The sequence below is a fragment of the Comamonas sp. HJ-2 genome (genome assembly GCF_053615495.1).
This window is the reverse complement of record NZ_JBSIFD010000006.1, coordinates 55635-81104: the sequence shown is the minus strand read 5'-3', so window position 1 is coordinate 81104 and position 25470 is coordinate 55635. Positions and strand designations below refer to the sequence as shown.

Genomic DNA, 25470 nt, shown 5'->3' with positions numbered 1-25470 from the left:
AAACTCCGTCAAGACACCTGCTTGAGCGGGATAGTACGCTGCTTGGCCATGCGCTCGGCAGCGCGAGTTCTGTCCTTCACGTCGCCCGCGAGCTGACCACAGGCCGCATCGATATCGTCACCGCGGGTCTTGCGCACCGTGGTCACGATGCCGGCATTGCTCAGCAACGTAGCGAACTCGGTCACACGGGCCGAAGGCGAGCGCAGCAGACCCGAAGCGGGGAAGGGATTGAACGGGATCAGATTGAACTTGCACCAGCTCTTGCCATCGCCGCGCGCGCGCACCAACTCTATCAGCTGGCGCGCATGCTCAGGCTGATCGTTAACGCCGTCGAGCATGCAATATTCAAAGGTGATGAAGTCACGCGGCGCGAACTCCAGATAGCGCTCGCAGGCGTCCAGCAGCTCGGCAATCGGGTACTTCTTGTTCAGCGGCACCAGGTTGTCACGCAGCGGATCATTGGGCGCGTGCAGCGACACCGCAAGCGCCACCGCGCAGTCCTGCGACAGTCGATCCATCATGGGCACCACGCCCGAGGTGGACACCGTCACGCGACGACGCGACAGGCCATAGCCATGGTCGTCCAGCATCACGCGCAAGGCAGGCACCAGCGCACTGTAGTTCTGCAAAGGCTCGCCCATGCCCATCATCACCACGTTGGAGATGATGCGATCTTCGGTGCCGAAGCGCTTGCGCAGCGAATGCTCGGCATACCAGAGCTGGGCAAGGATTTCGCCGGTATTGAGGTTGCGGCTGAAGCCCTGATGCCCCGTCGAGCAAAAGCGGCAGCCCACGGCGCAACCTGCCTGGGACGATACACACAGCGTGCCGCGGTCGTCCTCAGGAATGAAAACGGATTCAACGGCATTGCCGTCACCCACATCGAACAGCCACTTCACGGTGCCATCGGCAGAGACATGCTCCGTCACCACAGGCAAAGCGGTAATGTGGGCCCGGCTTTTGAGCTTTTCGCGCAAAGACTTGGCCAGATCTGTCATCTGGTCGAAATCGGATGCGCCACGCTGGTGAATCCAGCGGAACAGCTGCGTCGCACGGAAACGCTTCTCCCCGAGCTGCTCGCAATAAGCGGTCAGTCCTTCGAGGTCAAAATCAAGCAAATTAGTAGTCATATCGGCATGTGGCGAGGCGTCTTGCGAACGGTGTTTGCCACGCCGTGGCCAGCATCTTCAAGTGCTGACACCCGCCTTGCACGAATGCAAAGCGCTGGCGTCAGCGAGAGCATGCTGTAAAGCTAGCGTGGATTAACGCGAGTACACGTTCATGCCGGGGAAGAAGAAGGCAACTTCCACAGCAGCAGTTTCAGCAGCGTCGGAGCCGTGCACGGCGTTGGCATCGATGCTGTCGGCGAAGTCGGCGCGGATGGTGCCCTTTTCGGCCTTCTTGGGGTCGGTGGCGCCCATCAGTTCACGGTTCTTCAGGATGGCGTTCTCGCCTTCCAGAGCTTGAATCATCACGGGGCCGGAGACCATGAAGTCCACCAGATCCTTGAAGAAAGGACGGGCAGCGTGCACAGCGTAGAACTGCTCGGCTTCGCCGCGCGACAGGTGCACCAGCTTGGCAGCCACGATCTTCAGGCCAGCAGCTTCGAAGCGGGCGTAGATTTGGCCGATCACGTTCTTGGCAACTGCGTCGGGCTTGATGATGGAGAGGGTACGTTCGATAGCCATGATGATTATTTCCTAATCAGGGTTACTATGGGTTTTTGCCAAAAAAGCAAAACAGTTGATTTTAGCGGTGCCGCCATAGACCTTGAAGTCCGGGCAGCACTCAAATCCTTACGGACGCCTTTTTAGCGGCCGCCGCGGCGGCCACCACCACCGCCGCCACCAGGGCGACGCTTGGCGTTCTGACGGGCACGCGAGAGGCTGTCGCCGCCGATATAGCCCACCGAGGTGCGCATGGGATCGGGCTGACCGCCTCCCTGCGAGCGCCCCGAGCCACCGGAGCGACCACCAGACTTGTTGCGCGGATTGTCGCCCAGCATGCCGCTGGGTGCCGGACGATTGCCGTCCCACTCGCCACGGCGCTGGCCGCCGCCCTCGCGTCGCCCCTGAGGCGCGCGATCGGCATTCATGCCATTGCCGCGACCGCCGCTGCGGCTGTTGCGGCCGCCACGGTTGTTGGCGCCACGGGCACCGCCGCTGCTGCGCTCGACGGGAGCGCGCTCCTTGACACCGGCTGCCGACATCAGCGCCTGGATATCGGCCTGATCAAGCTCCACCCAGGCGCCGCGCTTGAGGCCACGCGGCAGCATCATGGCGCCGTAGCGGATACGGATCAGACGGCTGACGGCATGGCCCACGGCCTCGAACATGCGTCGCACTTCGCGGTTGCGGCCTTCGGAGATGGTCACGCGGTACCAGCAGTTGGCACCTTCGCCACCGCCATCTTCCACGGCACCGAAGCTGGCTTCGCCGTCTTCGAGCTGCACGCCGTCCAGCAGGCGCTGCTTTTCTTCCTTGCTAAGCGCGCCCAGCACGCGGGCCGCGTATTCACGCTCCAGGCCGAAGCGGGGGTGCATCAGCGAGTTCGCCAGCTCGCCCGAACTGGTGAACAGCAGCAGACCTTCGGTATTCAAGTCCAGACGACCCACCGACTGCCACTTGCCATGCTGCAGCTTGGGCAGCTTGCGGAACACCGTGGGGCGGTTTTGCGGATCGTCATGCGTCACCACTTCGCCCACGGGCTTGTGATAGGCAATCACGCGTGCGGGAGGGGGGTCGATACGGAAGCGGATGGGCTGGCCGTTGACCTTGACGATATCGCCGAACTGAATGCGCTGGCCGACGTGGGCAGGCTCGTTGTTGACCGAGATGCGCCCTTCCAGTATCAGCTGCTCCATCTCCAGGCGCGAGCCCATGCCGGCCTGGGCCAGCACCTTGTGCAGCTTGGGAGAATCGACCTGGGGCGCAAGCACGCGCTTGGCGGGCATGGCGCTGCCGTTCTCTTCCTCGTCGTCGAAGTCGCCCGAGATCACATCGGCAAAGTCGATGTTCTGACCCTTGCGTCCCTTGGGCCCATGAGGAGCGGCAACGCTCTGCACAGGCACTTCGGCAACGACGGCATCCACTGCATCATGACCCTGGTCTTGGTCCTGGGACTGCAGCTCCTGCTCAGCCACGGGCTGAACCGGCTCCTCGACGGCCACGGCTTCTTCGGTACGCGGCTTGGTCACGCGCTTGCGCGCAGGCTTGGCCTCGCCAGCAGCGTCCTTCTTGACGCCGGCGCGCTTGCGCGGTGCGGCAGGCTTTTTGGCCTCGGCGGCATCCTTGGCCCCATCGGCCTTGGCTGCGCGGGGCTTGCGAGTCTTCTTGACCGGTTCGGCTTCGGGCGAAGCGGCTGCGGACTCGGGCATCGGGTTCGATGTCTCGTTGTTCATTCCAGTTTTCCTTCGGGGATGACGCCATCGTCACCCTCCACAATTCCTTGTTCTGCTGACCCGACGGCATCGTCGGCCCGCGCTTTCGCCTTTGTGTCCTCGGCCTCGTCGTCGTCGCTGCCGTAGTCATCCTCGAGAAACGCTTTCAGGCCCACCCACTCGGTACGTCCAGCTTTCTTGGCCGCCGGTTTGGGCTCCGGCTCTGCCGCCTTGGCAGTCCTGGCGGGCCTGGCCGCTTTGGGCTTGCTCACGGATGGCGGCTCTTCAGTCGGCCCTGGCTCCGAATCCGGTAGCTCAATCACTATCTCTTCAATAGCATCTTGCTCAATATCACTCTGCGCCTGATCCGGATATGACTCCAACTCTGGCGCATCCACCTCGGGCTGAAGCTCCGACACAAGCTCTGCAGGCTTTTGCGCTACTGGGTCCGCATCGGTATCCGGCAGCACCTCGGCGCCATCTTCCTCGTCCGGGGCACCCAGGATTTCACTCTCAGCAGCATCGGACTCTGCAGCGACATCCGTATCCTCAGCGACCTCGACCGGCTCTGAGGCTTCCACACCCTCCTGGGGCTGGGCATCCTCCGCATCGGCCTGCGGCACGGCGGTCTGGTCGCCCTCCTCCCCATCCAGCGCCTTGAACAGACTTTGCTGAGCCTGGGTTTCCTCCAGCATGGGCAGTTGATCCAGCGACTGCAGACCCAGATCATCGAGAAACTGGCGCGTGGTGGCAAACAGCGCGGGCCGCCCCACGGTTTCACGATGGCCGATGACCTCGATCCAGCCTCGGTCTTCCAGCTGCTTGATGATCAGGCTGTTCACGGTCACGCCGCGAATATCCTCGATATCACCCCGCGTGACCGGCTGACGGTAGGCAATGATGGCCAGCGTCTCCAGCGTCGCCCGCGTGTACTTGGGCGGCTTCTCGGGGTGAAGCTTGTCCAGGTAGACGCGCATCTCGGGCCGGCTCTGGAAACGCCAGCCAGAAGCCACCTGCACCAGTTCCACGCCCTTGAGGGCCCAGTCCTTTTGCAGGTCCAGCAGCAAATCCTTAACCGTGTCCGAGCCCAGCACATCATCAAAAAGTGAGCGCAATTCCCGCAGCGTTACAGGCTGCGGGGCACAAATCAATGCTGTTTCAAGAACCCGCTTGGCATCTACCGTATTCATGGGCGCAGCGTTTCGGGAGCGGCTGTCGCACCGACTGCGGTGGGACGCCTGATTCTAAGAAGAGAGGGAAGCGCCCCAAAGATGCCATGCGAGTGATGGTCAGAGGCTTTCCGGCAGATTGTAACGCAGACCCCATAAATCCAGTGCACCGGCCATGTCTTGTGGCAGCGGCGCATAGTGAACCAGCGGCTTTTTCGTCACAGGGTGCTCAAAGGCCAGCCTGAAGGCATGCAGTGCCTGGCGCTCCAGTCCGCCCTCGGGCTGGCCGCCATACAGCGTATCGGCTATCAGCGGATGACCGAGCGACGCCATGTGCACCCGGATCTGGTGCGTGCGGCCGGTGTGCAGCGTGCAGCGCACCAGGCTATGCGCTGCATCGCCATCGAGCAGATCGAAGTCGGTACGCGCCTGCTTGCCGGGGTGCAGATTCAGATCCACCACCGCCATGCGCAGGCGATTGCGCGGGTCACGGCCGATCGGCGCATCGACTTCGCGGCGCTTGCGGCTACCCCATTGCTTGTGGGCAAGTGCCAGATACTGGCGACTCACCTCACGTGCAGCGATCATCTTGATGAGCGCATCCATGGTGCTTCGATTGCGCGCCACCACCATCAAACCGCTGGTGTCCTTGTCCAGCCGGTGAACAATGCCGGCGCGCGGCACCTGGCGCGCTTTTTCGTCACGCGCCAGCAGGCCGTTGAGCAGCGTGCCCGTCCAGTTGCCGGGCGCCGGATGCACCACCAGACCCGCAGGCTTGTTGATGACCAGCAGATCCTCGTCCTCATAGACCACCTGCAAATCCATGGTCTCGGGCTGGAAAGCCATGCTTTGCTGGGTGGGGCGCATTTCCACGCGCAGGCGGTCGCCCACGGCCACCTTGACCGAAGGCTTGAGCAGAACCTTGCCGTTGAGCGTGACTGCACCGTCGGCCAGCAACTGCTGCAGATAGCTGCGCGAGAACTCGGACACCCCCAGCGCCAGCACCTTGTCCACACGCTGACCATGATGCTCGGTGCCGACCATGAGTTCGCGGTTCTCGACCTCGGCCGAGGCAATGGCGTCTTCGGCTGCTTCGTCCCAGCTCTGCTCGACCGCGTCAGAAGGCACAAGCCCCTGCGGGGCAGGGGCTTGTGCGGCTTGCTTGCGTTGCGAGGCCATGCTCAACGCGAAGGCAGATAACGCGAAGGATCGACAGGCTTGCCCTGGCGACGCACCTCGAAGTGCAGCTTGACGCGATCGGCATCGGTGCTGCCCATCTCGGCAATCTTCTGCCCCTTCTTCACGGCCTGATCTTCCTTGACCAGCAGAGACTGGTTGTGGGCGTAGGCGGTCAGATAGGTGTTGTTGTGCTTGAGGATGATGAGATTGCCGTAGCCACGCAGGCCGGCACCGGCATACACCACACGGCCATCGGCCGCAGCCAGCACGGGATCGCCGGCCTTGCCGCTGATGTCGTAGCCCTTGTTGCGCTGCTCGTCGAAGCCGGCAATCAACGAGCCGCTGGCAGGCCAGATGAAGTTCACATCATCGGCGCCCTTGGCAGCAGGCGCCGGGCTTGTTGCAGGCGTGGATGGCACTGGCGTTGCGCTTGCAGCCGGGGGAGTCACGGGTGTGGTCGTCGTTGCGGCGCTGCCACCGCCCACAACCACGGGCGCGACACCGCGACCCGAACCGGACGAGGCGACAGGCGCCTCGCGTCCGGGCGGCACCACACGCACCACCTGACCGACTTCAATCACGTTGGGATTGTCCAGATTGCTCCAGCGAGCAATGTCCTTCCAGCTCTGGCCGTGCTCCAGACCAATCCTGATCAGAGTGTCGCCAGGCTTGATGGTGTAGTAACCCGGCTTGCCGGCATTTTCAGCGCCGGGCAGCGACTTGACGTCCACAGTTGAAGACGAGGAGGCCGACTGTCCGCGATCCTCCACAGGAGCCCTGTTTGCCTGGGCAGCACAACCGGCCAGGATGACACCTGCCAGCACGGCCGTTCCCCATGCACCAAGACTTCGCGATACCAACATAAGCTATTCCCTTCTAGGCGATCCCCGATTTTAGAGGGACAAAGTTGACTGCTTCCAAAACTGTCTGCGTAAAACCGTGTGAACTCTTGTCAATCACCAGCAGTGCCTGCTTACCCGCACCCACCACGACCGGAGCCACCAGACGCCCGCCCACCGCCAGTTGATCACACCACTCTTGCGGCACCACATCACCTCCGGCAGCGGAGATGATGCCCGCATAGGGCGCGCCACTGGCAAAACCCACCATGCCGTCACCGAGGATCAGATGCACATTGGACAGGCGCATGGGGCGCAGATGACCGCGCGCCTTCTCGTGCAGGCCACGCAGCCGCTCTATCGAATAAACCTCTTTGGTAAGCATGGACAGCACGGCCGCCTGGTAGCCGCAACCGGTGCCGATCTCCAGCACGCGCCCTTGCCCGTTGCGGGCCGCATCGGAGTCGAGCAGCAGCTCGATCATGCGGGCCACGATGCTGGGCTTGGAGATGGTCTGGCCCAGGCCGATAGGCAGACTGGTGTCTTCGTAGGCCTGATTGACCAGAGCACTGTCGACAAAGCGGTGACGCTCCACCGTGGCCATGGCCTGCAGCACGGCAGGGTTGCTGACGCCGGCCGCACCGATGCGCTGGGCCATGCGGGCACGCACCGTGGATGAGTCCAGCCCCACGCCCACCGGCGAGGCGGCCACACGCAAGGGATTGATGGGCTTGGGAGCAACGGGCGGCCGTGCCGCGCCGGTGCCCGTCTGCACCGAGCGTGCAATCCAGCCCGGGACCTGAGGCGGACGACGCTCGCTCACGATGCGGCCGCCGATGTGTTGGATGGACCTGCCAGCTTGCTGGCCGTCTGCGCCCAATAGCCGAGGTTTTCATGATCGGTCAGATCCACCTTGAGCGGCGTCATGGAGACATGGCCGTGGGCCGTGGCATGGAAGTCCGTGCCTTCGGAGTCGTCCTTTGCTGCGCCGGCACTGCCGATCCAGTACATGGTCTCGCCACGCGGACTTTGCTGCTGAATGGCCTGTTCGGCCGCATGACGGCGCCCCAGGCGACACAGCTTGACACTTTTGAGTGCATGCAGCGGCATATTGGGAATATTCACGTTCAGCAGCCAGGGAGCTGTACTGATCAGCTGCTGGGCCTGCATCTGCTGAACCATCTGACGGGCTGTGGCAGCCGCCGCTTCCAGCTCGGCCCAGCCCTTGTCCACCTGCGAGAAGGCAATCGAGGGAATGCCGAACAGATAGCCTTCCATGGCCGCGCCCACGGTGCCCGAGTAAATCGTGTCGTCGCCCATATTGGCGCCGTTGTTGATGCCCGAGACCACCAGATCGGGCCGGTAGCCAAGCAGGCCGGTCAACGCGATATGCACGCAGTCTGCAGGCGTGCCGTTCACATAGCGAAAGCCGTTATAGGCCTGGTGCACATACAGCGGTGCATTCAGCGTCAAGGCATTGGACTTGGCGCTGTTGTTGTGCTCGGGCGCCACCACTTCGACGTCTGCCACGGTGCGCAGCGCATCGTGCAGGGCCACGATGCCTGGGGCCTGGAAGCCATCGTCATTGCAAATAAGAATCTTCATGGATGAGGCGGATTGTAGGCGGCTCCAAGGTCACGACAGAGACACGCGGCATTCGCACCACACTTCTATCATCTGCGAGCCGATTCCCCCAATCTCACCTCAAGAAGATCAGGAGACAAGATATGCACGCATGGCTTTGCACCACACCCACCGGCGTCGAGACCCTGAAGTGGACCGAGCAGCCCACGCCACAGCCCGGCCCCGGCCAGGTGCTGCTGGAAGTCAAGGCCGCCAGCCTGAACTTTCCCGATCTGCTGATCGTGCAGAACAAATACCAGATCAAGCCGCCCCTGCCCTTTGTGCCGGGCTCGGAATATGCCGGCGTGGTGCAGGCCGTGGGCGAAGGGGTCAAACATCTCAAGCCAGGCCAGCATGTGGCCTGTCTTTCGGGCACGGGCGGGTTCGCCACGCATACGCTGGCACCCGCTGCCATGTGCATGCCGCTGCCGGCCGACTTCCCCTTTGTGGATGCCGCCGCCTTCATCATGACCTATGCCACCTCCCACCATGCGCTCATGGACCGAGGTCAGCTCAAGGCCGGCGAGACCGTACTCGTGCTGGGCGCGGCGGGCGGCGTGGGCACGGCAGCCATACAGATTGCCAAGGCGGCCGGTGCCCGGGTGATTGCCGCTGCCTCCACCGACGAGAAATGTGCGCTGTGCAAGGCCCAGGGCGCAGACCTCACCATCAACTACAGCCAGGGCGATCTGCGTGAAGCCATCAAGGCAGCGACAGACGGCAAGGGACCTGACGTGATCTACGATCCCGTAGGCGGCGATTTTGCCGAACCTGCCTTCCGCTCCATTGCCTGGCGCGGCCGCTATCTGATCATCGGCTTTGCCTCCGGACCCATCCCCTCGCTGCCGCTGAACCTGCCTCTGCTCAAGGGCGCTTCCCTGGTCGGCGTGTTCTGGGGCGATTTCGCCAAGCGCGAGCCTCAAAACAATGCCGCCATGATGCAGGAGCTGTCTCAATGGTGGGCCCAAGGCAGGATCAAGCCCGTAATCGACCGCACCATGCCCATGAGCGAGCTCTTCGCCGCCTATGAGCGCATGGGCTCGCGCCAGGTACAGGGCAAGCTGGTGCTGGTCAACGCGTAAAGCTGCGGTAAACCGCGGCGATGCCTGTGGGGTCGGGGAGATACTTCCAGCCACTGGCTACAAAACCCCAACACCGCAGCATCGCCATGTTTTCTCCTCTTCACGCGCCTGCGCCGGATCGCCGGCGCTTTCTGATTGCCTCCAGCCTTGCCACGGCCGTGGGCGCCCTGCCCGCCTGGGTCCGTGCCACGGAATCACTGGCCCACAACCCGTTCACCCTGGGAGTGGCCAGCGGCGACCCGGAGCCCGACAACATCCTGATCTGGACGCGGCTGACAGCGCCTCTGGCCTATCTGGGCACGGCGGTCGCGCCAGACCTGGCAGCACAGACCGTGCATTGGGAAGTGGCACACGATGCCCAGTTCCGCCAGGCCGTGGCCCATGGGCAGACTCAGGCCAGGGCTGAATGGGGCCATGCCGTCCATGTGCAGGTCAACGGCCTGAGCCCTGACCGCTGGTATTTCTACCGCTTCCGCTGTGGCGACGCCTTCAGCACCACCGCACGCTGCCGTACCGCCCCGGCGCCCGGAGCAGATGTGCGCAAGCTGCGCCTGGCCGTAGCCTCCTGCCAGCGCTGGGAACACGGCTTCTACAGTGCCTGGGCCGACGCCGCGCAGGCCTCGCCCGATCTGGTGCTGTTTCTCGGTGACTACATCTATGAATATGCGCAGCCGGCCAAGCCCGATGGACTGGCGCGTGCGCAGCCGCTGCGTACCGCCCAGACCTTGCAGGACTACCGCGACCGCTATGCGCTGCACAAAAGCGATGCTCATCTGCAGGCCGCCCATGCCGCGTGCAACTGGTCCGTCATCTGGGACGATCACGAGGTTGAAAACGACTATGTAGCTCAGTACGGACGCGGGGATAGTGCTCACTTTTTGGCTAGGCGCATGGCGGCCTGGCAGGCTTTCTACGAAAACATGCCGCTGCGTGACAGCGCATTGCAGCGCAACTTTCAAGGCCTGGCGCTGTACCGCAGCCTGCAGTGGGGCAAGCTCGCCAGACTGCATCTGCTGGACGGCCGCCAGTACCGCGATCTGCAGGCCTGCCGCCCCGAGGGCAAGGCCAGCACCGGCACCGTGGACCCGGCCGAATGCCCCGCCCTGCAAGATCCGGCGCGCAGCTTTCTGGGCTGGGATCAGGAGCACTGGCTGGCCCGGCAGCTGCAGGACGATGCACGCGAGAGGGTCGACGCCACCCGCTGGAGCACCGTGGTGCAGACCACCTTGTTCTCGGCCCGCAAGCATCCCAATGGCAGACAGTCGACCGACAGCTGGGACGGCTACCCTCAGGCCCGCCAGCGCCTGGTGCGCCAGATTGCAGAAAGCCAGCCGCGCAACAGCGTGCTGCTCGGCGGGGACATTCACCAGAACTATGTCTGCGCCATTGCGGCCCAGGCCGATCAGGCCCCGGACAGAGTCAATCCGGTGATTGCCAGCGAGTTCTGCGGCACCTCCATCAGCTCGCACAGCGGCACCACACAAGCCAGGGTCGATGCCATCATGGCCCACAACCCTCAGGTGCTTTTCGCGCGCTGCGAGGAGCGCGGCTACAGCCTCGTGGATATCACGCCGCAGTCCATGACCACGGAGCTGCGCGCCGTGAGCAACCCGCTCCACGCCGACAGCAGCCTCTATACGCTGGCACGCTTTGTGGTCGAGGACCGCCGCCCCGGTCCTGTGAAGATCGCCTGATGCGCTGCGGCATACTCGGGTCATGCAAAACACACAGGCCTCGAGACCCGAACTTCCCCTGTGGCGCGGTACGGCGGCCGCCCTTCTGATCGCGGGGCTGCTCACAGGCTGCGGCCTGCCTCCCCTGCCGGATCGCATGGCCAGCGAGGCCCTGAGCGCCGAGCAGGCCCTGCAAACCCGGCTCGGCCAGGCGCTGGCGCCGCTGCAGCAGGCACATCCTGGGCAGAGCGGCATCCATATGCTGGCCGATGCCCATGACGCCTATGCCGCCCGCGCCCTGCTGGCCCGAGCCGCGCAGCGCACGCTCGATGTGCAGTACTACATCTGGCGCAACGACACCACCGGCCATTTGCTGCTCGATGAGCTGCTGCTTGCGGCAGACCGCGGCGTGCGCGTGCGCCTGCTCTTGGACGATGGCGGCACCGGCGGCATGGACGCCACCCTGGCCGCCCTGGACCAGCACCCTCTAATCGAGGTGCGGCTATTCAACCCCTTTGCCCTGCGCACGCCCAAGGCGATTGGCTATGTGACGGACTTCGCACGCACCCAGCGGCGCATGCACAACAAGAGCTACACGGCCGACTCCTCCGCCACCATCGTGGGCGGGCGCAATATCGGCGACGAGTACTTTGCCGCCTCCGACGGCGTGCTGTTCGCCGACCTCGATGTGGTGGCCACAGGCTCGGTGGTGGGCGAGGTGGCAGCGGAATTCGACCGTTACTGGAACAGTCCCTCCGCCTACCCGGCAGCCAGCCTGCTGCCCGCCATGCCACAGCAGGCCGTGGACAAGGTCTATGCAGGCCTGCACGCCGATGTGAATCGCCCCGAATCACAGGCCTATGTGAAGGCCGTCAGCCGCAGCCGCTTCAGCACCGATTTGCTGGCAGGTCAACTGCCGCTGCAATGGGCCGAGACCACCCTGGTCAGCGACGACCCGGCCAAGGTCCTGCGCGAAGCCGCACCCGAGGACTTGCTGCTGTCCCAGCTCCAGCCTGTGATTGGCCAGCCACAGCAGTTGCTGGAAGTGGTGTCGCCCTATTTCGTGCCCACCCAGGCCGGAGTCGACGCCTTTGGCCATCTGCGCCAGCAAGGTGTGCGGGTGCGCATTCTGACCAATAGCCTGGAGGCGACCGATGTGGCCGTGGTGCATGCCGGCTACGAGAAATACCGCAAGCCGCTGCTGAAAATGGGCGTGGAACTCTACGAGATGCGCCGTCAGATCGATCTGCGCAACCAGCCCGCAGCCAACGAGCCGGACAAGACACCAAGGAGCGAGCCTGCCGAAAAGACTCCCAAGCGCGAAGCCCCCTCACCTGCAGCGCTGAGCGGCAGCTCCGCCACCACGGGCAGTTCGGGCGCCAGCCTGCATGCCAAGACCTTCGCGGTCGACGGCAAGCAGCTCTTTGTCGGCTCCTTCAACTTCGATCCGCGCTCGGCCATGCTCAACACCGAAATGGGCGTGGTCATCAAAGACCCGGCCTTGAGCCAGCAGGTCAGCACCTCGCTGGATCAACATCTGCCGTACATGGCCTACAAGGTGCAACTGGACACGCAGGGCAGGCTGAGCTGGACGGGCCAGAGTCCGCTGCCGCCCCATGAAGCCCAGACCTTCAGTGCCGACCCCGGTACCAGTTGGTGGCAGCGCTTTATGGTGCGGGTGCTGAGCTGGCTGCCCATCGAAGGATTTTTGTAACTCAGTCCAGGCGGATGGAGGGCCGCAGCCGCGCGTTCATCAGGTCGATCAGCCACAGCAGGCCGCCGCGCCAGAAGCCGTAAAGCCGCGCCTGGTGCGAGCGGTACAGCATGATGTGGCTGAGCATGGCCATGCGGCCGCGGATCACGCCGCCGTTGAACAGGCCGAACTTGCCCAGCGAGCCATAGGCGTCGTAATGCGCAAGCGACACCAGGGCTCCAAAGTCACGATAGGCAAAGCCTACGGGTTTGGCACCGGGACGCTCCAGCACATGAGGCAGAGTCTCGATCAGATAGCGGGCTTGCTGGTGGGCCACCTGGGCCGTAGGAGGCAAGGCTTCCTGCTTGCCCGGCAGGGTATAGCTGGCGCAGTCGCCCAGGGCATAGATATCGGGGTCGCTGGTCTGCATCTCGTCATTGACCAGTAGCTGATTGCTGCGCGTGGTCTGCAAACCCAGCTGCATCAAGAATTCCGGGGCCTTTACCCCCGCTGCCCAGACACGCAGGCTGGCAGGAATCAGCTCGCCATTGGCCAGCTCGAAACCTTGCTCGGTCGCACGGCTGACGCGGCCGCCGACGATCACGGAAACGCCCAGGGCCTGCAGCCGCACACGCGTGGCTTCGGAGATCTCCTCGGGAAAGCTGGGCAGCAGGCGCGAGCCGGCCTCGATCAGCACGATGCGGAACTTGGCGGCCTCGCCCAAGGCGCCGTAGGCCGTGGCACTCTCTGCAAGCTGAACCAGCTCCGCCGCAAGCTCTACCCCCGTGGCGCCGCCGCCCACGATGGCGACCTGCAACTGTTCGCCGCTGGTCATGCAGCGCACCATGCGCAAACGAATTTCCTGGTTGAAGGCATCGGCCTTGCGGCGCGAATCGATCATGAAGCAATGCTCGTGCACACCAGGCGTGCCGAAGTCGTTGGCACCGCTGCCCACCGCAATCACCAGCTTGTCATAGGCAAGGCGCCGACCCGCCACCAACTCGCGACCATCGGGGGCATAGATGGGGGCCAGCAGAATCTCGCGTGCCTCACGGTCCAGACCGCACATTTCGCCGGGCTGGTAGGCAAAGTCGGCATCGGTGGCCTGAGCAAGATAAGTGGTCTGCTGCTGGGCCAGATCGCGAGTGCCGGCTGCAATCGTGTGCAGCATGGGCTTCCAGACATGGGCGGAGTCGCTGTCCACCAGCGTCACCGTGTCAATGCTTTCACTCTTGAGCTTGCCCAGGGCCGTGGCCACCTCCAGCCCCGCCACACCACCGCCCACGACCACGATGCGGGCCGCATGCCCATTGCGTGGATGCTGTGGCTTTCGAGCTTGCGACTCCTGGGATTCGGTGATGGGCTGCTCGCCCTGCTCTGCTTGATTGACTGCGTTTTCCATGAACGACCCTGACTCTGCGTCTGTTGTGACCGGACGCCAGAACATCTCAAGATATCTGGCACGCATTGATTGTTCTTCAATTTTTATAGCAGGAAACTCAATATGGACAAGGCAAATACTGATGATATATATCTTTTATAAGACTTGAGCTGCGCCAATGCAAGGTCTGCCTTGAAAGCTTTCAATTTTCTGAATAACCCTGGCTGCAAGCAATGCCAATCAAGCGTGGCGCGCTATCAACTTCTTGAGCGCCATGTCGTACGACGTGGCCTTAAAACCCCATTCGACGAACAGCGCTTGTCAAGCAGCGGCAAAACCGCGGCTTCAACCATGCAATTTTCTTTTGTCAATATACGAAACGTATACAGACCTTATGATGCTCGGCCATGGGAATCGTCAAAATTTCAGACCAGTTACACGACCAGATTCGTGTCTCCAGCGCGGCCCTCGGCCGCTCCATCAATGCCCAGGCCGAGCACTGGCTGCGTGTAGGCCAGCTGGCCGAGCATCACCCCCAGCTCAATTACGAAGGCATCTGCGCCCTGCTGCTGCAACAAGCCGAGCGTGAGCTGCAGCCTGCCAGCGCCCATGAAGCCGACACAGTCGTGCGCCGCCCCCGTCCTGTGCGCCTGGTAGGAGGCATGCAATGAAGCGCGGCAAACAGAAAGTCGTACCCATTCATGACGCCACCGACATCTACCTCTCGCGCAAGGCCGGCGGCCTGGCCGCCAAGGTGCTGGCCATGCTCACCCCTCATGTGCAGCCCGGCGTAAGCACAGAGGAACTGGACAAGATCTGCCACGACTACATCGTCAACGAGCTGAAATGCACTCCCACCAATGTGGGCTACTATGGTTTTCCCAAAACCGTGTGCACCTCCGTCAACCATGTGGTCTGCCACGGCATCCCCGATACCAAGCAGGTCCTCAAGGACGGCGACATCATCAATGTCGACGTCGCAGTAACCACGCCCGAAGGCTGGATCGGCGACACCAGCCGCATGTACTACGTGGGCCAGCCCAGCAATCTGGCCAGGCGCCTGGTCAACACCACCTATGAAGCGCTGGTGGCCGGCATCCGCGCCGTCAAGCCCGGGGCCACGCTGGGCGATGTAGGCCATGCCATCCAGACCGTGGCCCAGCGCGAACGCTTTTCCATCGTGCGCGAGTACTGCGGCCATGGCATCGGCAAGGTCTATCACGACGAGCCCCAGGTGCTGCACTACGGCACGCCCGGTCAGGGCCTGACGCTGCAGCCCGGCATGATCTTCACCATCGAGCCCATGCTCAACGCCGGCAAGGCCGCCACGCGCGAACTGGCGGACGGTTGGACCGTGATCACCAATGACAAATCGCTCTCCGCCCAGTGGGAGCATATGGTGCTGGTGACGGAGACCGGATTTGAGGTTCTGACCCCCTGGCCCGAAGGTACAGGCGACTACCCAGCCATCTGATCAAGCGCGGCGAACCGCGCGTATTGCCCTGGGCGAGGTGTGCACAGCCGCTGGATTTTGGCAATAACGGCCAGAAGCGGTCCGGGGTCTTGAAACCAGTCTGGAAACAGCCAGGCCCCAGCCGCACTACAGTGCCCGGCATGACAAATTACCTGTATCTGGGTCTGGCCATCATCTGCGAGGTGATTGCCACCTCCTTCCTCGCCAGGTCGGAAGGCTTCTCCAGGCTCGGCCCTACCGCGGTTTCCCTGGTCGGCTATGCGATTTCTTTCTATCTGCTGTCGCTGACGCTGCGTACCGTGCCCACGGGCGTGGCCTATGCGATCTGGTCCGGCGTGGGCATCGTGCTGGTCTCGGCCGTCGCCTATTTCTGGCAGGGCCAGAAGCTCGATGCCCCCGCTCTGGCCGGCATGGCCATGATTGTCGGCGGCGTGCTGGTGATCAATCTGTTTTCAAAGACCGCCGGTCACTGATCGCCATCGCTGCTGAAGTCATCTGCTGACTGCGTCAGATCCTGCAGCCACTGCATGCTGGCGCGCAGTTCCTCGGGCCGGATCTCATGGGCGCCCGGATATTCGTGATAGCTCAGTTGCAAGGGCAAGGAGGCCAGGCGGTCACGCACGGCATGGGCGCTGGTCAGCGGAATCACATTGTCATAAGTCCCGTGGCTGACCCAGGCCGACTTGCCCTCGAATGCGGCAGCGGGCGCGTGCAGCGACGCGATCTCGGGCAATAGACGGCTGTGCCAGACCAGTGCGGCACGCAAGGTCTGGGGCTGGGTCAGCAACTGGCTCAGACTCATGATGCCGCCCTGGCTGAAGCCTCCCAGCACCACCCGCTCGGGCGGAATGTCCAGCTGCTGCGCGGCCTGCTCCACCGTCTGCTGCAGCAAGATGCGCGCCTGCTGCTCCTGCGGCACATTGATATGGCGTGTACCATCGGCATCCACAGTGAACTGAAACCAGGCATAAGCACCCATGCCCATGGCAAAGGGCGCACGCAGACTGAGCACATGAAATTGCGGCGGCACATAGGGCACCAGGCCGAACAGGTCCTGCTCATTGCTGCCCACGCCATGCATGAGCACCAGCAGCCAGGCAGGCCGGCCGGCGTCAAGCTGCGCGGGCCGCTCCAGATAAGTCAAAGGCAATGTGCTCATGGACAACTCCCGAAGGCAGCACGGAATTTGATGGGGAACAGGCTGTAGCGCCTTTGCATTCTGCGACTGCAGCTATCAAAACAATATAGCGCAGACCCGCAGCCGGCTGACCGATCCGCACCCGGCCCGACTGGGTACGCGCATGCCTTTTGATACAGTTGACTGGCCTGAGCGTGGCGTTGCCGCTACACAAGCTCAGTCATGCACCCGCCCGCGCAATGCCTTGATGCCGGAGCGCAGGCTTTTGCCCTGCAGGCGTCTTTGCTGCGAGCCCCAGGTCGGCTTGGTGGGCTTGCGCGGGCGTGGCGGCCTGGCAACCGTGGCCACCAACGCATTGAGGCGCTGCAGCCCATCCCACAGGTTGTGCTCCTGAGTGCGGTATTTTTGCGCCTTGATGACCACCACTCCATCGGTGGTGATGCGCGAGTCGCCCAAAGCCAGCAAGCGCTGCTGCACATCGACCGGCAGACGCGAGGCTCGAACGTCAAAGCGCAGATGCACGGCGCTGGCCACCTTGTTCACATTCTGGCCGCCCGGGCCTTGAGCGCACACGGCGCTCCAATGCACATCGGCTTCGGTCAGCTCGAAGGCGGCCGCATTGCTCACGACAGAGCCTCCTGCAGCGCAGCGCAGAAGGTGGCCGGATCCTCGTGCTGTACCCAATGGCCGACGTTCCGCATCACCTGCCAGTCCAGCGCCCCCCGGCACTGACGCTGCATCAGCAGTTGCAGCTCGGCCAGGCAGCCCGCATACAGAGGGTCATGCTCGCCATAGATCGCCGCCACCGGCACCTTGATACGGGTCAGAGCGCGGGCCAGCACATCGGTGCGCGAAAGCCGTCTGCGCGGCAGCCGGTCACGAGCCACATTGAGCGCATGCAGAGCCAGCGTCTCCTCATCAATCAGCGCCGCGTCATGCAGCATGAGGGCCGCGATATTGTGGCGATGGGCCTGCATCTGGGCCTCCAGCCCCTGCAGGTGGCGCCAGCCCAGCAGGCGCACGCTGCGTCCTTCGGTCATTCCCATGCCGGGAGCGCCGACCAACACCAGCCTCCGGGCCAGTTCCGGATGCTCGGCGGCCAGCAGACCAGCAGTCATGCCGCCAAAGGAAAAACCGACCAGATCGCAGACCGGACCCGTGTCGGCATTGCCCAGCAGTTGCCGGATGCCATAGGCCAGGGGCTCCAGCATGGTGTCCACATCCATGCCGCCGGGCACGCCATCGGATTCGCCAAAACCCGGCAGATCGGCCAGCCACAGGCTGTAGCCCGCCTCGGTCAGCGGCTCAATCACGCGCAACCAATGCGTCCAGCTACCGCTGCCGCCATGCAGCAGCACCAGCGGCAGGCCGCGCTGCGCCACCCCGGCCGGGGGCTGCCAGCCATGCCAGATCATCGCGCCGCTGTCGGCAGCTTCTCCAAGCCGGGTCTGCACGCGCTGCGCCGTGGCCTGCAACCGGGCAATCGCCGGTGGCACGTCGACACCCAGCTCCTGCGAGACCTGCTCCAGCGAACAGGCTGCTTCAACCGCCGATGTCACCACTGCGCCACCGCATCGATGGCCAGACCGTAGCCTGCCACGCCGAAGCCGCACATCACGGCGCGCGCCGTGGCCGACAGATAGGAATGGTGGCGAAAGCTCTCACGCGCATGGACATTGCTGATGTGCAACTCCACCAGCGGCACGGCCGTGCCCTTGACGGCATCGAGAATTGCCACACTGGTATGGGTATAGGCTGCGGCGTTCATGATCAGTGCCTGCAACTCCCCCTTGGCGTGCAACCGGCCTGCCTCGTGAATCCAGTCCACCAGCTCGCCCTCATGGTTGCTCTGGCGGAATTCCAGCTTCAAGCCATGGCGCAGGCAAGCTTCCTCGCAGAGCTTCTGGACATCGGCCAACGTGGCCGATCCATAGATGCCGGGTTCGCGCATGCCCAGCAGATTGAGATTGGGGCCATTGAGGACATAGACGGTTTTCACGGAAGCACTCTCCTGATTTTTGAGGACTGCCCGGATTATGCGAGCGCTGCAACCGACCCGCAGGCATAAAAAAACGGCTGCCTGGGCAGCCGTCCGTGGTGCAGAGTCTTTCAGGGCTCTGTCATCGATGCCATCAACGATAGTGATGATGATGGCGATGACCACGCCAGCGCGGGCCGCCACCGTAATAGACCGGGCCGGGCACGACCATCACGGGTGCGGGACGATACACGGGAGGCGGCGGCGCATAGTAGACCGGTGCCGGAGGCGCATAGTAGACAGGGCGCGGCGGCATATAGACCGGGGCCGGCGCCATATAGGGTGTGGCGTAAACGGGAGCGCCGACGCCCACGGCCACGCCGGGCACGCCGATGCCGACCGACAGGCTGACGCCGCCATGTGCCTGGGCGCCTGCGGCAGCCATCAGGCCTGCAATAGCGATAGAGCCAGCGGCAAGCAGCTTGGCCATGCGGGGGGAAGTTGTTCTGGACATCACAATCTCTCCTCTGTTTATGTGTCACCGAGGGCAAGCCTGCAGATCTGTGCAGCGCCTTCGGCCCTTGGGGATATAACGTTTCAGAGTCCCGTCAGGATGGCACGGTTCCTCCAAAACATTGTGTCCAAATGCACACGAGGCAAAGCTGCAGTGTCCGCTGATCAACATGAGGTCATGACAGCCGGCCTAAAATGGTGCAATGAGCTCTGCTGACGCCTCCAAATCCAACAACTCCGCCCCTGAAGCGGTCAAGCCAACCAATTTCCTGCGCCAGATTATCGAATCGGATCTGGACAAGGGCACTTATGCCACCCGTCACTGGGGCGGCGCGCCCGGCGATGCCCAGCATCACCAAAGCGGCCAGGTCGACGAAGCCAAGATCCGCACCCGCTTTCCGCCAGAGCCCAACGGCTATCTGCACGTGGGTCATGCCAAGTCCATCTGCCTGAACTTCGGTCTGGCCCGCGACTTCGGCGGCGTCTGCCATCTGCGCTTCGACGACACCAATCCCGAAAAGGAAGACCAGGAATATGTGGACGGCATCATCGATGCCGTGCGCTGGCTGGGCTTCGACTGGAAGGATGCCGACGGACACGAGAACCTCTACTTCGCCAGCAATTACTTCGACTTCATGTACCGCTGTGCGGTCTACCTGATCGAGCAGGGCCTGGCCTACGTGGACGAGCAGTCGGCCGACGAGATGAAGGCCAACCGCGGCGACTTCACCCGTCCCGGCGTGAACAGCCCCTTCCGCGACCGCTCCGTGGCCGAAAACCTGCAGCGCTTTGCCGACATGAAGGACGGCAAGCTGGCCGATGGCGCCGCAGTGCTGCGCGCCAAGATCGACATGGCCGCGCCCAATATCAATCTGCGCGACCCGGCCATCTACCGCGTGCGCCATGCCGAGCATCACAACACTGGCAATCAGTGGTGCATCTACCCGATGTATACCTTTGCGCACCCCATCGAGGATGCCTACGAGCACATCACCCACTCCATCTGCACGCTGGAGTTCGAGGATCAGCGCCCCTTCTACGACTGGCTGCTGAACCACCTGCGCGAAGGCGGCCTGATCGACGCCCCCCAGCCCCGCCAGTACGAGTTCTCGCGCCTGAACCTCACCTATGTGATCACCAGCAAGCGCAAGCTCAAGCATCTGGTGGACAACCGGTTCGTCACCGGCTGGGACGACCCGCGCATGCCCACCGTGGTCGGCCTGCGCCGCCGCGGCTACACGCCAGCGTCCATCCGCAACTTCTGCGAACGCATCGGCGTGACCAAGGACTACGCCTGGATCGACTACGGCACGCTGGACGGCTGTCTGCGTGAAGATCTGGAAAACAAGGCACACCGCGCCATGGTCGTGCTGGACCCGGTCAAGCTCGAACTCAGCAACTGGGCCGAAGTGTTTGGCAGCGCCGAACATCTGGAGGACTGCCACCTGCCCGCCCTGCCCCACGCGGCAGAGGGTGAAACCGTGCCAGAGCGCCGTTTCACCCTTGGCCGCGAAGTCTGGATCGAGCGCGAAGACTTTGCCGAAGTGCCGCCCAAGGGCTACAAGCGCCTGTTCCCCGGCAACAAGGTCCGCCTCAAGGGCGGCTATGTGATCGAATGCACGGGCGCCGAAAAGGACGCCGATGGCAATGTGACCAAGGTGCTGGCCACCGTGGTGCCCGACACCAAGAGCGGCACACCCGGAGCCGACAGCGTCAAGGTCAAGGCCGCCATCACCTGGGTGGGCGTGGCCGACGGCCTGCAGGCCGAAGTGCGCATGTACGACCGTCTGTTCACCGACCCGCAGCCCGATGCAGGCGGCAAGGACTTCCTGGCCCTGCTGAACCCCGACAGCCTGAAGGTCGTCACCGCCTATGTGGAGCCTTCGCTCAAGGCGGCCCTGGCTGACGACAAGTTCCAGTTCGAGCGCTTTGGCTACTTTGTGGCCGACCGCAAGGATCACCGCAGCGACAAGCCCGTGTTCAACAAGATCACCGGACTCAAGGACAGCTGGGGCAAGTAAACGCTCCAGCCAGTTTCAGCAAGGCTGCCAGGATTCACTGGCAGCCTTTTTTATTGCGCAAACCGCTGCGGCATTTATCCCGAGAACAGCCATTCGGTTCTCCGATCGGGAAATGGATGACGCCCCTAAATCATGATTACATATTGAAATAAATACCGCCGGTATTGATTTTCAATACTTGATAAGCATTTACATAAAATGTTCTGAAATTCAGAGCATTCCATTATTTTCTTTCTAGAATCCTGCTCACCACAACATTACCAATCCGCAATTCATTCGCGGATTTTTTATTTTCATCAAAGGTCAAGAATGAACAAAAAAGCAGGGGCAGGCATTGCAGCGGCCATCGCCGTGATCGTGGCGGGAACACTGGGCACCAGCTATTACATGGGCGGCAAGCTGCAGCAGAGCTTTACCGAAGGCCTGGACAAGTGGAACGAGCATGGCGTGAAGATTCAGGTCACCAGCTATGACCGCGGTGCTTTTTCTTCCACCGCCAAAACAGTCTGGACGCTGGACAGCGGCGACGAGCCCGTCCAGTTCACCGCCGAGCACAAGATCAGCCACGGTCCGCTGCCCCTGGGCCATGCCGCCGAAATTCACACCAGCTTCAATCTGCCCGAAGACGCGGACCCGGCGCTGAAGACCGCGCTCAACGGCCGCTCGCCGCTGGAAGTCGACACCAAGGTCGGCTGGGGCCGCAGCAGCTCCAACGTCATGACATCGCCGGCCGTGAGCAGCAAGATCAAGGACAGCGAAATGAACTGGGGCGGCATGAAGATCGTCTGGGACATGCCCGCCGACATGAAGGCCGCCAAGGGCACGGGCAGCTTCGCCGGCCTGCAGTTCAAGGACGAGGAAGGCAGCGTGACGCTGGACAAGGCCGATATGCGCTTCGACATGAAGCAGCCCGCGGGCCAGCAGTTCTGGACCGGCCCGTTTGCCATGACGATTGCCAAGATTGCCGCCACCAAGCAGGAAGAGGAAGGCAAGAACTCTGCCAGCCACTTCGAAGGCATCTCCATGGATTCGGACACCATCCTCAAGGGCGAGGTGGTGGAAATGACGCTCAAGACCGGCATCAAGACCGCCAAGCTCGAAGACAAACAGGCTGACGATCTGGTGCTCGACATGGCGTTCAACAATGTCGATGCCAACTGGATCAACCAGGTCGTGGAAATGAGCAAGCGCAAGAACCCGCTGCTCGGTGCCTCAGGCGAAGCCGGGGACGATGAAGACGCTGAAGAACAGCAAAGCGGCGATCTGCGCGAGAAAATGCTCAAGTCGCTGACACAGGCGCTGGCACGCCAGCCCGTGATCGAACTCAAACGCCTGTCCATGCGCACCCCCGACGGCGTAAGCGAGTTCGCGGCTGCCATTCAATATCTGGGCGATGGCGAGAAGATGGGCACTCTGCTGCAGGACCTGAAGGTCAGCCTCAAGGCCGATATGCCCAAGGCCTTCATGGAAAACATGATGCTCTCGCGCAGGCGCTCCAGCCTGCTGGCCGTGTTTGAAGGCGAGAGCGAGTACAAGCCCGAAGATATCGAGGAAGCCGCCAAAGCCCAGACTCAGGCCAGCCTGGACATGCTCAAGGAGCAAGGCATCTTCGAAGACAAGGACGGCAAGATGCGCACCGAGATCGTCTATGCCAAGGGGGAATTCCAGGTCAACGGCAAACCGCTGGATGCCATGGGCACGAGCACACTCATGGGCACCATGACCGAATGATGTGACCGGCGTGCTGCTTCGCGGATAGCTCCAGGGCCTGCCTCGCGCAGGCCTTTTTCATGGAAAAAATCGCCCCGGGCGTGGACATACAGGCGAGCAAGCGCTCTCTGCATGCTCCGCCCAAAATTCTGAGTATTTTTAGCCTCTAAGCCTTACCTACTCTACGAAAGAAGCTATCAGAATTTATATTCTCTCGCCGACCATGGCCTGCAGCCACAGGCTTTATTTGCTTACAACACTCTGTCAACAACTGCTCAACACTGGCGTTAAAACAGCATCCGCCAAAGCACCGTGATTTGCACGGCGCGGCGCAAGGAGCGTCAGATGTCGCATTTCTCCCGGACCCGGTCTGAGCAGCCGGAACTGCAGCCAAACACGGTCGCCCGTCTCTGGCACCCGGGCGTGATAGCCCTGGCCGCAGCCATGGCGCTGAGCGCCTGCAATGACAAGGATTCGCCGATCAAGGCGGACAGTGCACCGCCGGCCTCGGCACCGGTCGCCACGCTCGATGCCGCCCGGCCTCAGCCAGCAGCCTATATGCCACCCGATGCAGACGCGCTCTACCGGATGGTGGCGCCGATTGCGCTGTACCCGGACAAGCTGGTGGCCCAGATCCTGGCCGGTGCCACCTATCCAGACCAGATCAGCGCCGCCGAAACCTGGCTGGGACAGAACCCCGGCCTGCAGAAGACGGCGCTGAGCAATGCCGTCAACGCCCAGAGCTGGGACCCGTCCGTCAAATCATTGACCCAGTTTCCCAACGTGCTGGAACAGATGGCCTCCAATCTGCCCTGGACCACGGCGCTGGGCAAGGCCTATTACAACGATCCCTCGGATGTGATGAATGCCATACAGGTGATGCGCAACCGGGCCTACAAGGCCGGCACGCTCAAGACCTCCAGTCAGCTCAAGGTCAACCTGGCCTCCACGCCAGCCGCCGTGGCCTATACGCCTGGAGCCGTGGTCACACCGCTGCCGGACCCGGTCATAGAGCCCCCGGAGCAGTTCATTGAAATCAGCCCTTCCCAGCTGGATACGGTCTACGTTCCCCAGTACAACCCCGCTGCGGTCTACGGTCAGCCGCTGCCCGTATATGGCGGCTACCGTTATGTGGAGGTGCCGCCTCCGACTCCCGTGGCCGGCGTGCCCGTGATGGCCGGCCTGCTGGGCTTTGGCACCGCCATCGTGCTGGCCGGGTCCATGGACAGGCATCCGTCCTGGGGCTGGAATGCCTGGAATATGCACTGGGGCGATCCCGAAAGGCCCTGGCGCCACGGCGAGCGCCCCCCGCCCCCGCAGGCCCGTCCGGCCGTGGTTTATAACAACACCACCTATATATCGCAGTCGCGAACCGTGGTGCAGAACATCCATCGCACGGACAACACCTACATCAACAACATCCATGCAAATGCCGCAGGCGAGCGCCAGGTACAAGCCGGACAGCCTCAGACTGCAGGCGTCTTCGCTGCACAGCATGGACTGCAGCCGGACGCGATTGCTGGCGGCGCAACAGCAGCGGCCGTCGGTGCCGCCGCCCTCGCTGCCGGCGGCCATACCCTGAGCCAGCGCCAGCCAGCACAGAGTCCTCTGGCTACACAGCTACAGGGCAGGCCGGGCTTTGCCCAGGGACCCAACCAGGTTCCAGGCGGGCCACGCGCGTCCAATGGCAATACTTTGATGCCGCCGCAAGACCCGCATGATCGCCATCCACCGCAGGCGCCGCAGATGCAGGCTGCCACGGCGGAGAAAGCCATGCAGCAACGCCCACAGGAGCCAACCCAGCGCCAGCAAGCAATGCAGCAGACTCCTGTGCAGGTGCAACAGCAGCACACCCAGGAGCAGGCCCAGCGTCAGCAGCCCATGCAGCAAGTCCGCGAGCAGCAGGAGCTCCAGCGACAAGCTCAGATGCAGCAGCAGCAACAGCAGCGTGCCCACCAGGAGAAGGCTCAACGCCAACAGCAAATGCAGCAAGCCCGCGATCAGCAAGAGCATCGGCAACAGGCACAGCTGCAGCAGATGCAACAGCAGCGCGCCCAGGAGCAGGCTCAGCGCCAGCAACAAATGCAGCAACAAGCCCTTGAACAGCAAGAGCGTCGGCAACAGGCACAGATGCAGCAGATGCAACAGCAGCACGCCCAGGAACAGGCTCAGCGCCAGCAACAAATGCAGCAGCAACAAGCCCGTGAACAACAGCAGCGCCAGCAGCAGGCCCAGATGCAGCAGATGCAACAGCAGCACGCCCAGGAACAGGCTCAGCGCCAGCAACAAATGCAGCAGCAACAAGTCCGTGAACAACAGCAGCGCCAGCAGCAGGCCCAGATGCAGCAGATGCAACAGCAGCACGCCCAGGAGCAAGCTCAGCGCCAGCAGCAAATGCAGCAGCAACAGGCTCGTGAACAACAGCAGCGCCAGCAGCAAGCCCAGATGCAGCAACAACGGGCACAGGAACAGGCCCAACGCCAGCAGCAGGCTCAGCAGCACCAGGCCGAGCAACAGGCTCGCATGCAAGCGGCGCGCTCAGAGGGCCGCTCGCGCGGGGATCGCGAGCACCGCTGAAACGCCACTCGCCTTCGTACCAAGCCGCCTGCCATGCAGGC

23 protein-coding genes are annotated in these 25470 nt (G+C 62.9%); 9 read left to right on the top strand and 14 right to left on the bottom strand.

The features are described from left to right. Positions 1-8 precede the first annotated feature (8 nt). From rlmN to surE, 8 genes are all read right to left on the bottom strand, one after another. The gene (rlmN, locus tag ACWGXF_RS07335) at positions 9-1130 is read right to left on the bottom strand and encodes a 23S rRNA (adenine(2503)-C(2))-methyltransferase RlmN (RefSeq protein WP_034376389.1); all 1122 of its coding nucleotides are present in this window, start codon (positions 1128-1130) and stop codon (positions 9-11) included. A gap of 132 nt (positions 1131-1262) precedes the next feature. Continuing rightward, on the bottom strand, positions 1263-1688 hold the full coding sequence (gene ndk, locus ACWGXF_RS07330; protein ID WP_003053316.1) for a nucleoside-diphosphate kinase: 426 nt from the start codon (positions 1686-1688) through the stop codon (positions 1263-1265). 122 nt (positions 1689-1810) lie between these two features. Continuing rightward, a complete protein-coding gene (locus ACWGXF_RS07325; RefSeq protein WP_256630955.1) occupies positions 1811-3400 on the bottom strand; it encodes a pseudouridine synthase in 1590 nt (529 codons plus the stop codon). Beyond that, the gene (gene scpB, locus ACWGXF_RS07320) at positions 3397-4569 is read right to left on the bottom strand and encodes an SMC-Scp complex subunit ScpB (RefSeq protein WP_256630956.1); all 1173 of its coding nucleotides are present in this window, start codon (positions 4567-4569) and stop codon (positions 3397-3399) included. The genes ACWGXF_RS07325 and scpB overlap by 4 nt, the downstream gene beginning before the upstream one ends. A 99-nt stretch (positions 4570-4668) precedes the next feature. Then, complete coding sequence (locus ACWGXF_RS07315; RefSeq protein WP_039048788.1) at positions 4669-5727, bottom strand: RluA family pseudouridine synthase; 1059 nt, start codon at positions 5725-5727, stop codon at positions 4669-4671. Between the two features lie 2 nt (positions 5728-5729). Continuing rightward, positions 5730-6590 carry a peptidoglycan DD-metalloendopeptidase family protein gene (locus tag ACWGXF_RS07310; RefSeq protein ID WP_003063839.1) on the bottom strand — a complete coding sequence of 287 codons (861 nt, stop codon included), beginning with the start codon at positions 6588-6590 and terminating at the stop codon, positions 5730-5732. A 13-nt stretch (positions 6591-6603) separates the two neighbouring features. Continuing rightward, a complete protein-coding gene (locus tag ACWGXF_RS07305; protein ID WP_034361763.1) occupies positions 6604-7389 on the bottom strand; it encodes a protein-L-isoaspartate(D-aspartate) O-methyltransferase in 786 nt (261 codons plus the stop codon). Next, positions 7386-8171: a 5'/3'-nucleotidase SurE gene (gene surE / locus ACWGXF_RS07300; RefSeq protein ID WP_256630958.1), complete on the bottom strand. Its 786-nt coding sequence runs from the start codon at positions 8169-8171 to the stop codon at positions 7386-7388. Before surE ends, ACWGXF_RS07305 begins: the two co-directional genes overlap by 4 nt. A gap of 122 nt (positions 8172-8293) precedes the next feature. Here surE and ACWGXF_RS07295 point away from each other — a divergent pair, with 122 nt between their 5' ends. From ACWGXF_RS07295 to ACWGXF_RS07285, 3 genes are all read left to right on the top strand, one after another. Next, a complete protein-coding gene (locus tag ACWGXF_RS07295; RefSeq protein WP_202788568.1) occupies positions 8294-9271 on the top strand; it encodes an NADPH:quinone oxidoreductase family protein in 978 nt (325 codons plus the stop codon). A gap of 86 nt (positions 9272-9357) precedes the next feature. Continuing rightward, positions 9358-10965 carry an alkaline phosphatase D family protein gene (locus ACWGXF_RS07290; protein WP_256630959.1) on the top strand — a complete coding sequence of 536 codons (1608 nt, stop codon included), beginning with the start codon at positions 9358-9360 and terminating at the stop codon, positions 10963-10965. 22 nt (positions 10966-10987) lie between these two features. Further along, entirely contained in the window at positions 10988-12658 is a 1671-nt protein-coding gene (locus ACWGXF_RS07285) for a phospholipase D family protein (protein WP_256630960.1), read from the top strand. Between the two features lies 1 nt (position 12659). Here the strand turns inward: ACWGXF_RS07285 and ACWGXF_RS07280 are convergent, their stop codons facing one another. Next, entirely contained in the window at positions 12660-14039 is a 1380-nt protein-coding gene (locus ACWGXF_RS07280) for an NAD(P)/FAD-dependent oxidoreductase (protein ID WP_256630961.1), read from the bottom strand. Positions 14040-14425: 386 nt separating this feature from the next. Between ACWGXF_RS07280 and ACWGXF_RS07275 the strand changes: the two genes are divergently transcribed. From ACWGXF_RS07275 to ACWGXF_RS07265, 3 genes are all read left to right on the top strand, one after another. Then, the gene (locus ACWGXF_RS07275; RefSeq protein WP_003063854.1) at positions 14426-14689 is read left to right on the top strand and encodes a ParD-like family protein; all 264 of its coding nucleotides are present in this window, start codon (positions 14426-14428) and stop codon (positions 14687-14689) included. Further along, positions 14686-15492, top strand: coding sequence for a type I methionyl aminopeptidase (map, locus tag ACWGXF_RS07270; RefSeq protein WP_039048783.1), 807 nt, complete (start codon positions 14686-14688; stop codon positions 15490-15492). The genes ACWGXF_RS07275 and map overlap by 4 nt, the downstream gene beginning before the upstream one ends. A gap of 140 nt (positions 15493-15632) precedes the next feature. Then, positions 15633-15965: an SMR family transporter gene (locus ACWGXF_RS07265; RefSeq protein ID WP_034359382.1), complete on the top strand. Its 333-nt coding sequence runs from the start codon at positions 15633-15635 to the stop codon at positions 15963-15965. Here ACWGXF_RS07265 and ACWGXF_RS07260 read toward each other — a convergent pair. From ACWGXF_RS07260 to ACWGXF_RS07240, 5 genes are all read right to left on the bottom strand, one after another. Continuing rightward, a complete protein-coding gene (locus ACWGXF_RS07260) occupies positions 15959-16651 on the bottom strand; it encodes an alpha/beta hydrolase (RefSeq protein WP_012839187.1) in 693 nt (230 codons plus the stop codon). The two genes, ACWGXF_RS07265 and ACWGXF_RS07260, sit on opposite strands and share 7 nt — an antisense overlap. Positions 16652-16846: 195 nt before the next feature. Continuing rightward, complete coding sequence (gene arfB, locus ACWGXF_RS07255) at positions 16847-17257, bottom strand: alternative ribosome rescue aminoacyl-tRNA hydrolase ArfB (RefSeq protein ID WP_256630962.1); 411 nt, start codon at positions 17255-17257, stop codon at positions 16847-16849. Continuing rightward, entirely contained in the window at positions 17254-18192 is a 939-nt protein-coding gene (locus ACWGXF_RS07250) for an alpha/beta fold hydrolase (protein WP_256630963.1), read from the bottom strand. The genes arfB and ACWGXF_RS07250 overlap by 4 nt, the downstream gene beginning before the upstream one ends. Next, complete coding sequence (aroQ, locus tag ACWGXF_RS07245; protein ID WP_003063863.1) at positions 18186-18629, bottom strand: type II 3-dehydroquinate dehydratase; 444 nt, start codon at positions 18627-18629, stop codon at positions 18186-18188. The genes ACWGXF_RS07250 and aroQ overlap by 7 nt, the downstream gene beginning before the upstream one ends. A gap of 133 nt (positions 18630-18762) precedes the next feature. Further along, the gene (locus ACWGXF_RS07240) at positions 18763-19098 is read right to left on the bottom strand and encodes a hypothetical protein (RefSeq protein ID WP_003063865.1); all 336 of its coding nucleotides are present in this window, start codon (positions 19096-19098) and stop codon (positions 18763-18765) included. A 226-nt stretch (positions 19099-19324) separates the two neighbouring features. Here ACWGXF_RS07240 and ACWGXF_RS07235 point away from each other — a divergent pair, with 226 nt between their 5' ends. From ACWGXF_RS07235 to ACWGXF_RS07225, 3 genes are all read left to right on the top strand, one after another. Beyond that, positions 19325-21142: a glutamine--tRNA ligase/YqeY domain fusion protein gene (locus ACWGXF_RS07235; RefSeq protein ID WP_256630964.1), complete on the top strand. Its 1818-nt coding sequence runs from the start codon at positions 19325-19327 to the stop codon at positions 21140-21142. A 309-nt stretch (positions 21143-21451) separates the two neighbouring features. Next, the gene (locus ACWGXF_RS07230) at positions 21452-22873 is read left to right on the top strand and encodes a YdgA family protein (RefSeq protein WP_256630965.1); all 1422 of its coding nucleotides are present in this window, start codon (positions 21452-21454) and stop codon (positions 22871-22873) included. A gap of 324 nt (positions 22874-23197) precedes the next feature. Beyond that, the gene (locus tag ACWGXF_RS07225; RefSeq protein ID WP_256630966.1) at positions 23198-25429 is read left to right on the top strand and encodes a DUF3300 domain-containing protein; all 2232 of its coding nucleotides are present in this window, start codon (positions 23198-23200) and stop codon (positions 25427-25429) included. Positions 25430-25470 lie beyond the last annotated feature (41 nt).

Excerpts from the sequence above, each read along its gene's own strand:
- rlmN (WP_034376389.1), bottom strand. The coding sequence starts at position 1,130 with ATGACTACTAATTTGCTTGATTTTGACCTCGAAGGACTGACCGCTTAT.
- ndk (WP_003053316.1), bottom strand. The coding sequence starts at position 1,688 with ATGGCTATCGAACGTACCCTCTCCATCATCAAGCCCGACGCAGTTGCC.
- ACWGXF_RS07325 (WP_256630955.1), bottom strand. The coding sequence starts at position 3,400 with ATGAACAACGAGACATCGAACCCGATGCCCGAGTCCGCAGCCGCTTCG.
- scpB (WP_256630956.1), bottom strand. The coding sequence starts at position 4,569 with ATGAATACGGTAGATGCCAAGCGGGTTCTTGAAACAGCATTGATTTGT.
- ACWGXF_RS07315 (WP_039048788.1), bottom strand. The coding sequence starts at position 5,727 with ATGGCCTCGCAACGCAAGCAAGCCGCACAAGCCCCTGCCCCGCAGGGG.
- ACWGXF_RS07310 (WP_003063839.1), bottom strand. The coding sequence starts at position 6,590 with ATGTTGGTATCGCGAAGTCTTGGTGCATGGGGAACGGCCGTGCTGGCA.
- surE (WP_256630958.1), bottom strand. The coding sequence starts at position 8,171 with ATGAAGATTCTTATTTGCAATGACGATGGCTTCCAGGCCCCAGGCATC.
- ACWGXF_RS07295 (WP_202788568.1), top strand. The coding sequence starts at position 8,294 with ATGCACGCATGGCTTTGCACCACACCCACCGGCGTCGAGACCCTGAAG.
- ACWGXF_RS07290 (WP_256630959.1), top strand. The coding sequence starts at position 9,358 with ATGTTTTCTCCTCTTCACGCGCCTGCGCCGGATCGCCGGCGCTTTCTG.
- ACWGXF_RS07285 (WP_256630960.1), top strand. The coding sequence starts at position 10,988 with ATGCAAAACACACAGGCCTCGAGACCCGAACTTCCCCTGTGGCGCGGT.
- ACWGXF_RS07280 (WP_256630961.1), bottom strand. The coding sequence starts at position 14,039 with ATGGAAAACGCAGTCAATCAAGCAGAGCAGGGCGAGCAGCCCATCACC.
- ACWGXF_RS07275 (WP_003063854.1), top strand. The coding sequence starts at position 14,426 with ATGGGAATCGTCAAAATTTCAGACCAGTTACACGACCAGATTCGTGTC.
- map (WP_039048783.1), top strand. The coding sequence starts at position 14,686 with ATGAAGCGCGGCAAACAGAAAGTCGTACCCATTCATGACGCCACCGAC.
- ACWGXF_RS07265 (WP_034359382.1), top strand. The coding sequence starts at position 15,633 with ATGACAAATTACCTGTATCTGGGTCTGGCCATCATCTGCGAGGTGATT.
- ACWGXF_RS07260 (WP_012839187.1), bottom strand. The coding sequence starts at position 16,651 with ATGAGCACATTGCCTTTGACTTATCTGGAGCGGCCCGCGCAGCTTGAC.
- ACWGXF_RS07240 (WP_003063865.1), bottom strand. The coding sequence starts at position 19,098 with ATGGCCAAGCTGCTTGCCGCTGGCTCTATCGCTATTGCAGGCCTGATG.
- ACWGXF_RS07235 (WP_256630964.1), top strand. The coding sequence starts at position 19,325 with ATGAGCTCTGCTGACGCCTCCAAATCCAACAACTCCGCCCCTGAAGCG.
- ACWGXF_RS07230 (WP_256630965.1), top strand. The coding sequence starts at position 21,452 with ATGAACAAAAAAGCAGGGGCAGGCATTGCAGCGGCCATCGCCGTGATC.
- ACWGXF_RS07225 (WP_256630966.1), top strand. The coding sequence starts at position 23,198 with ATGTCGCATTTCTCCCGGACCCGGTCTGAGCAGCCGGAACTGCAGCCA.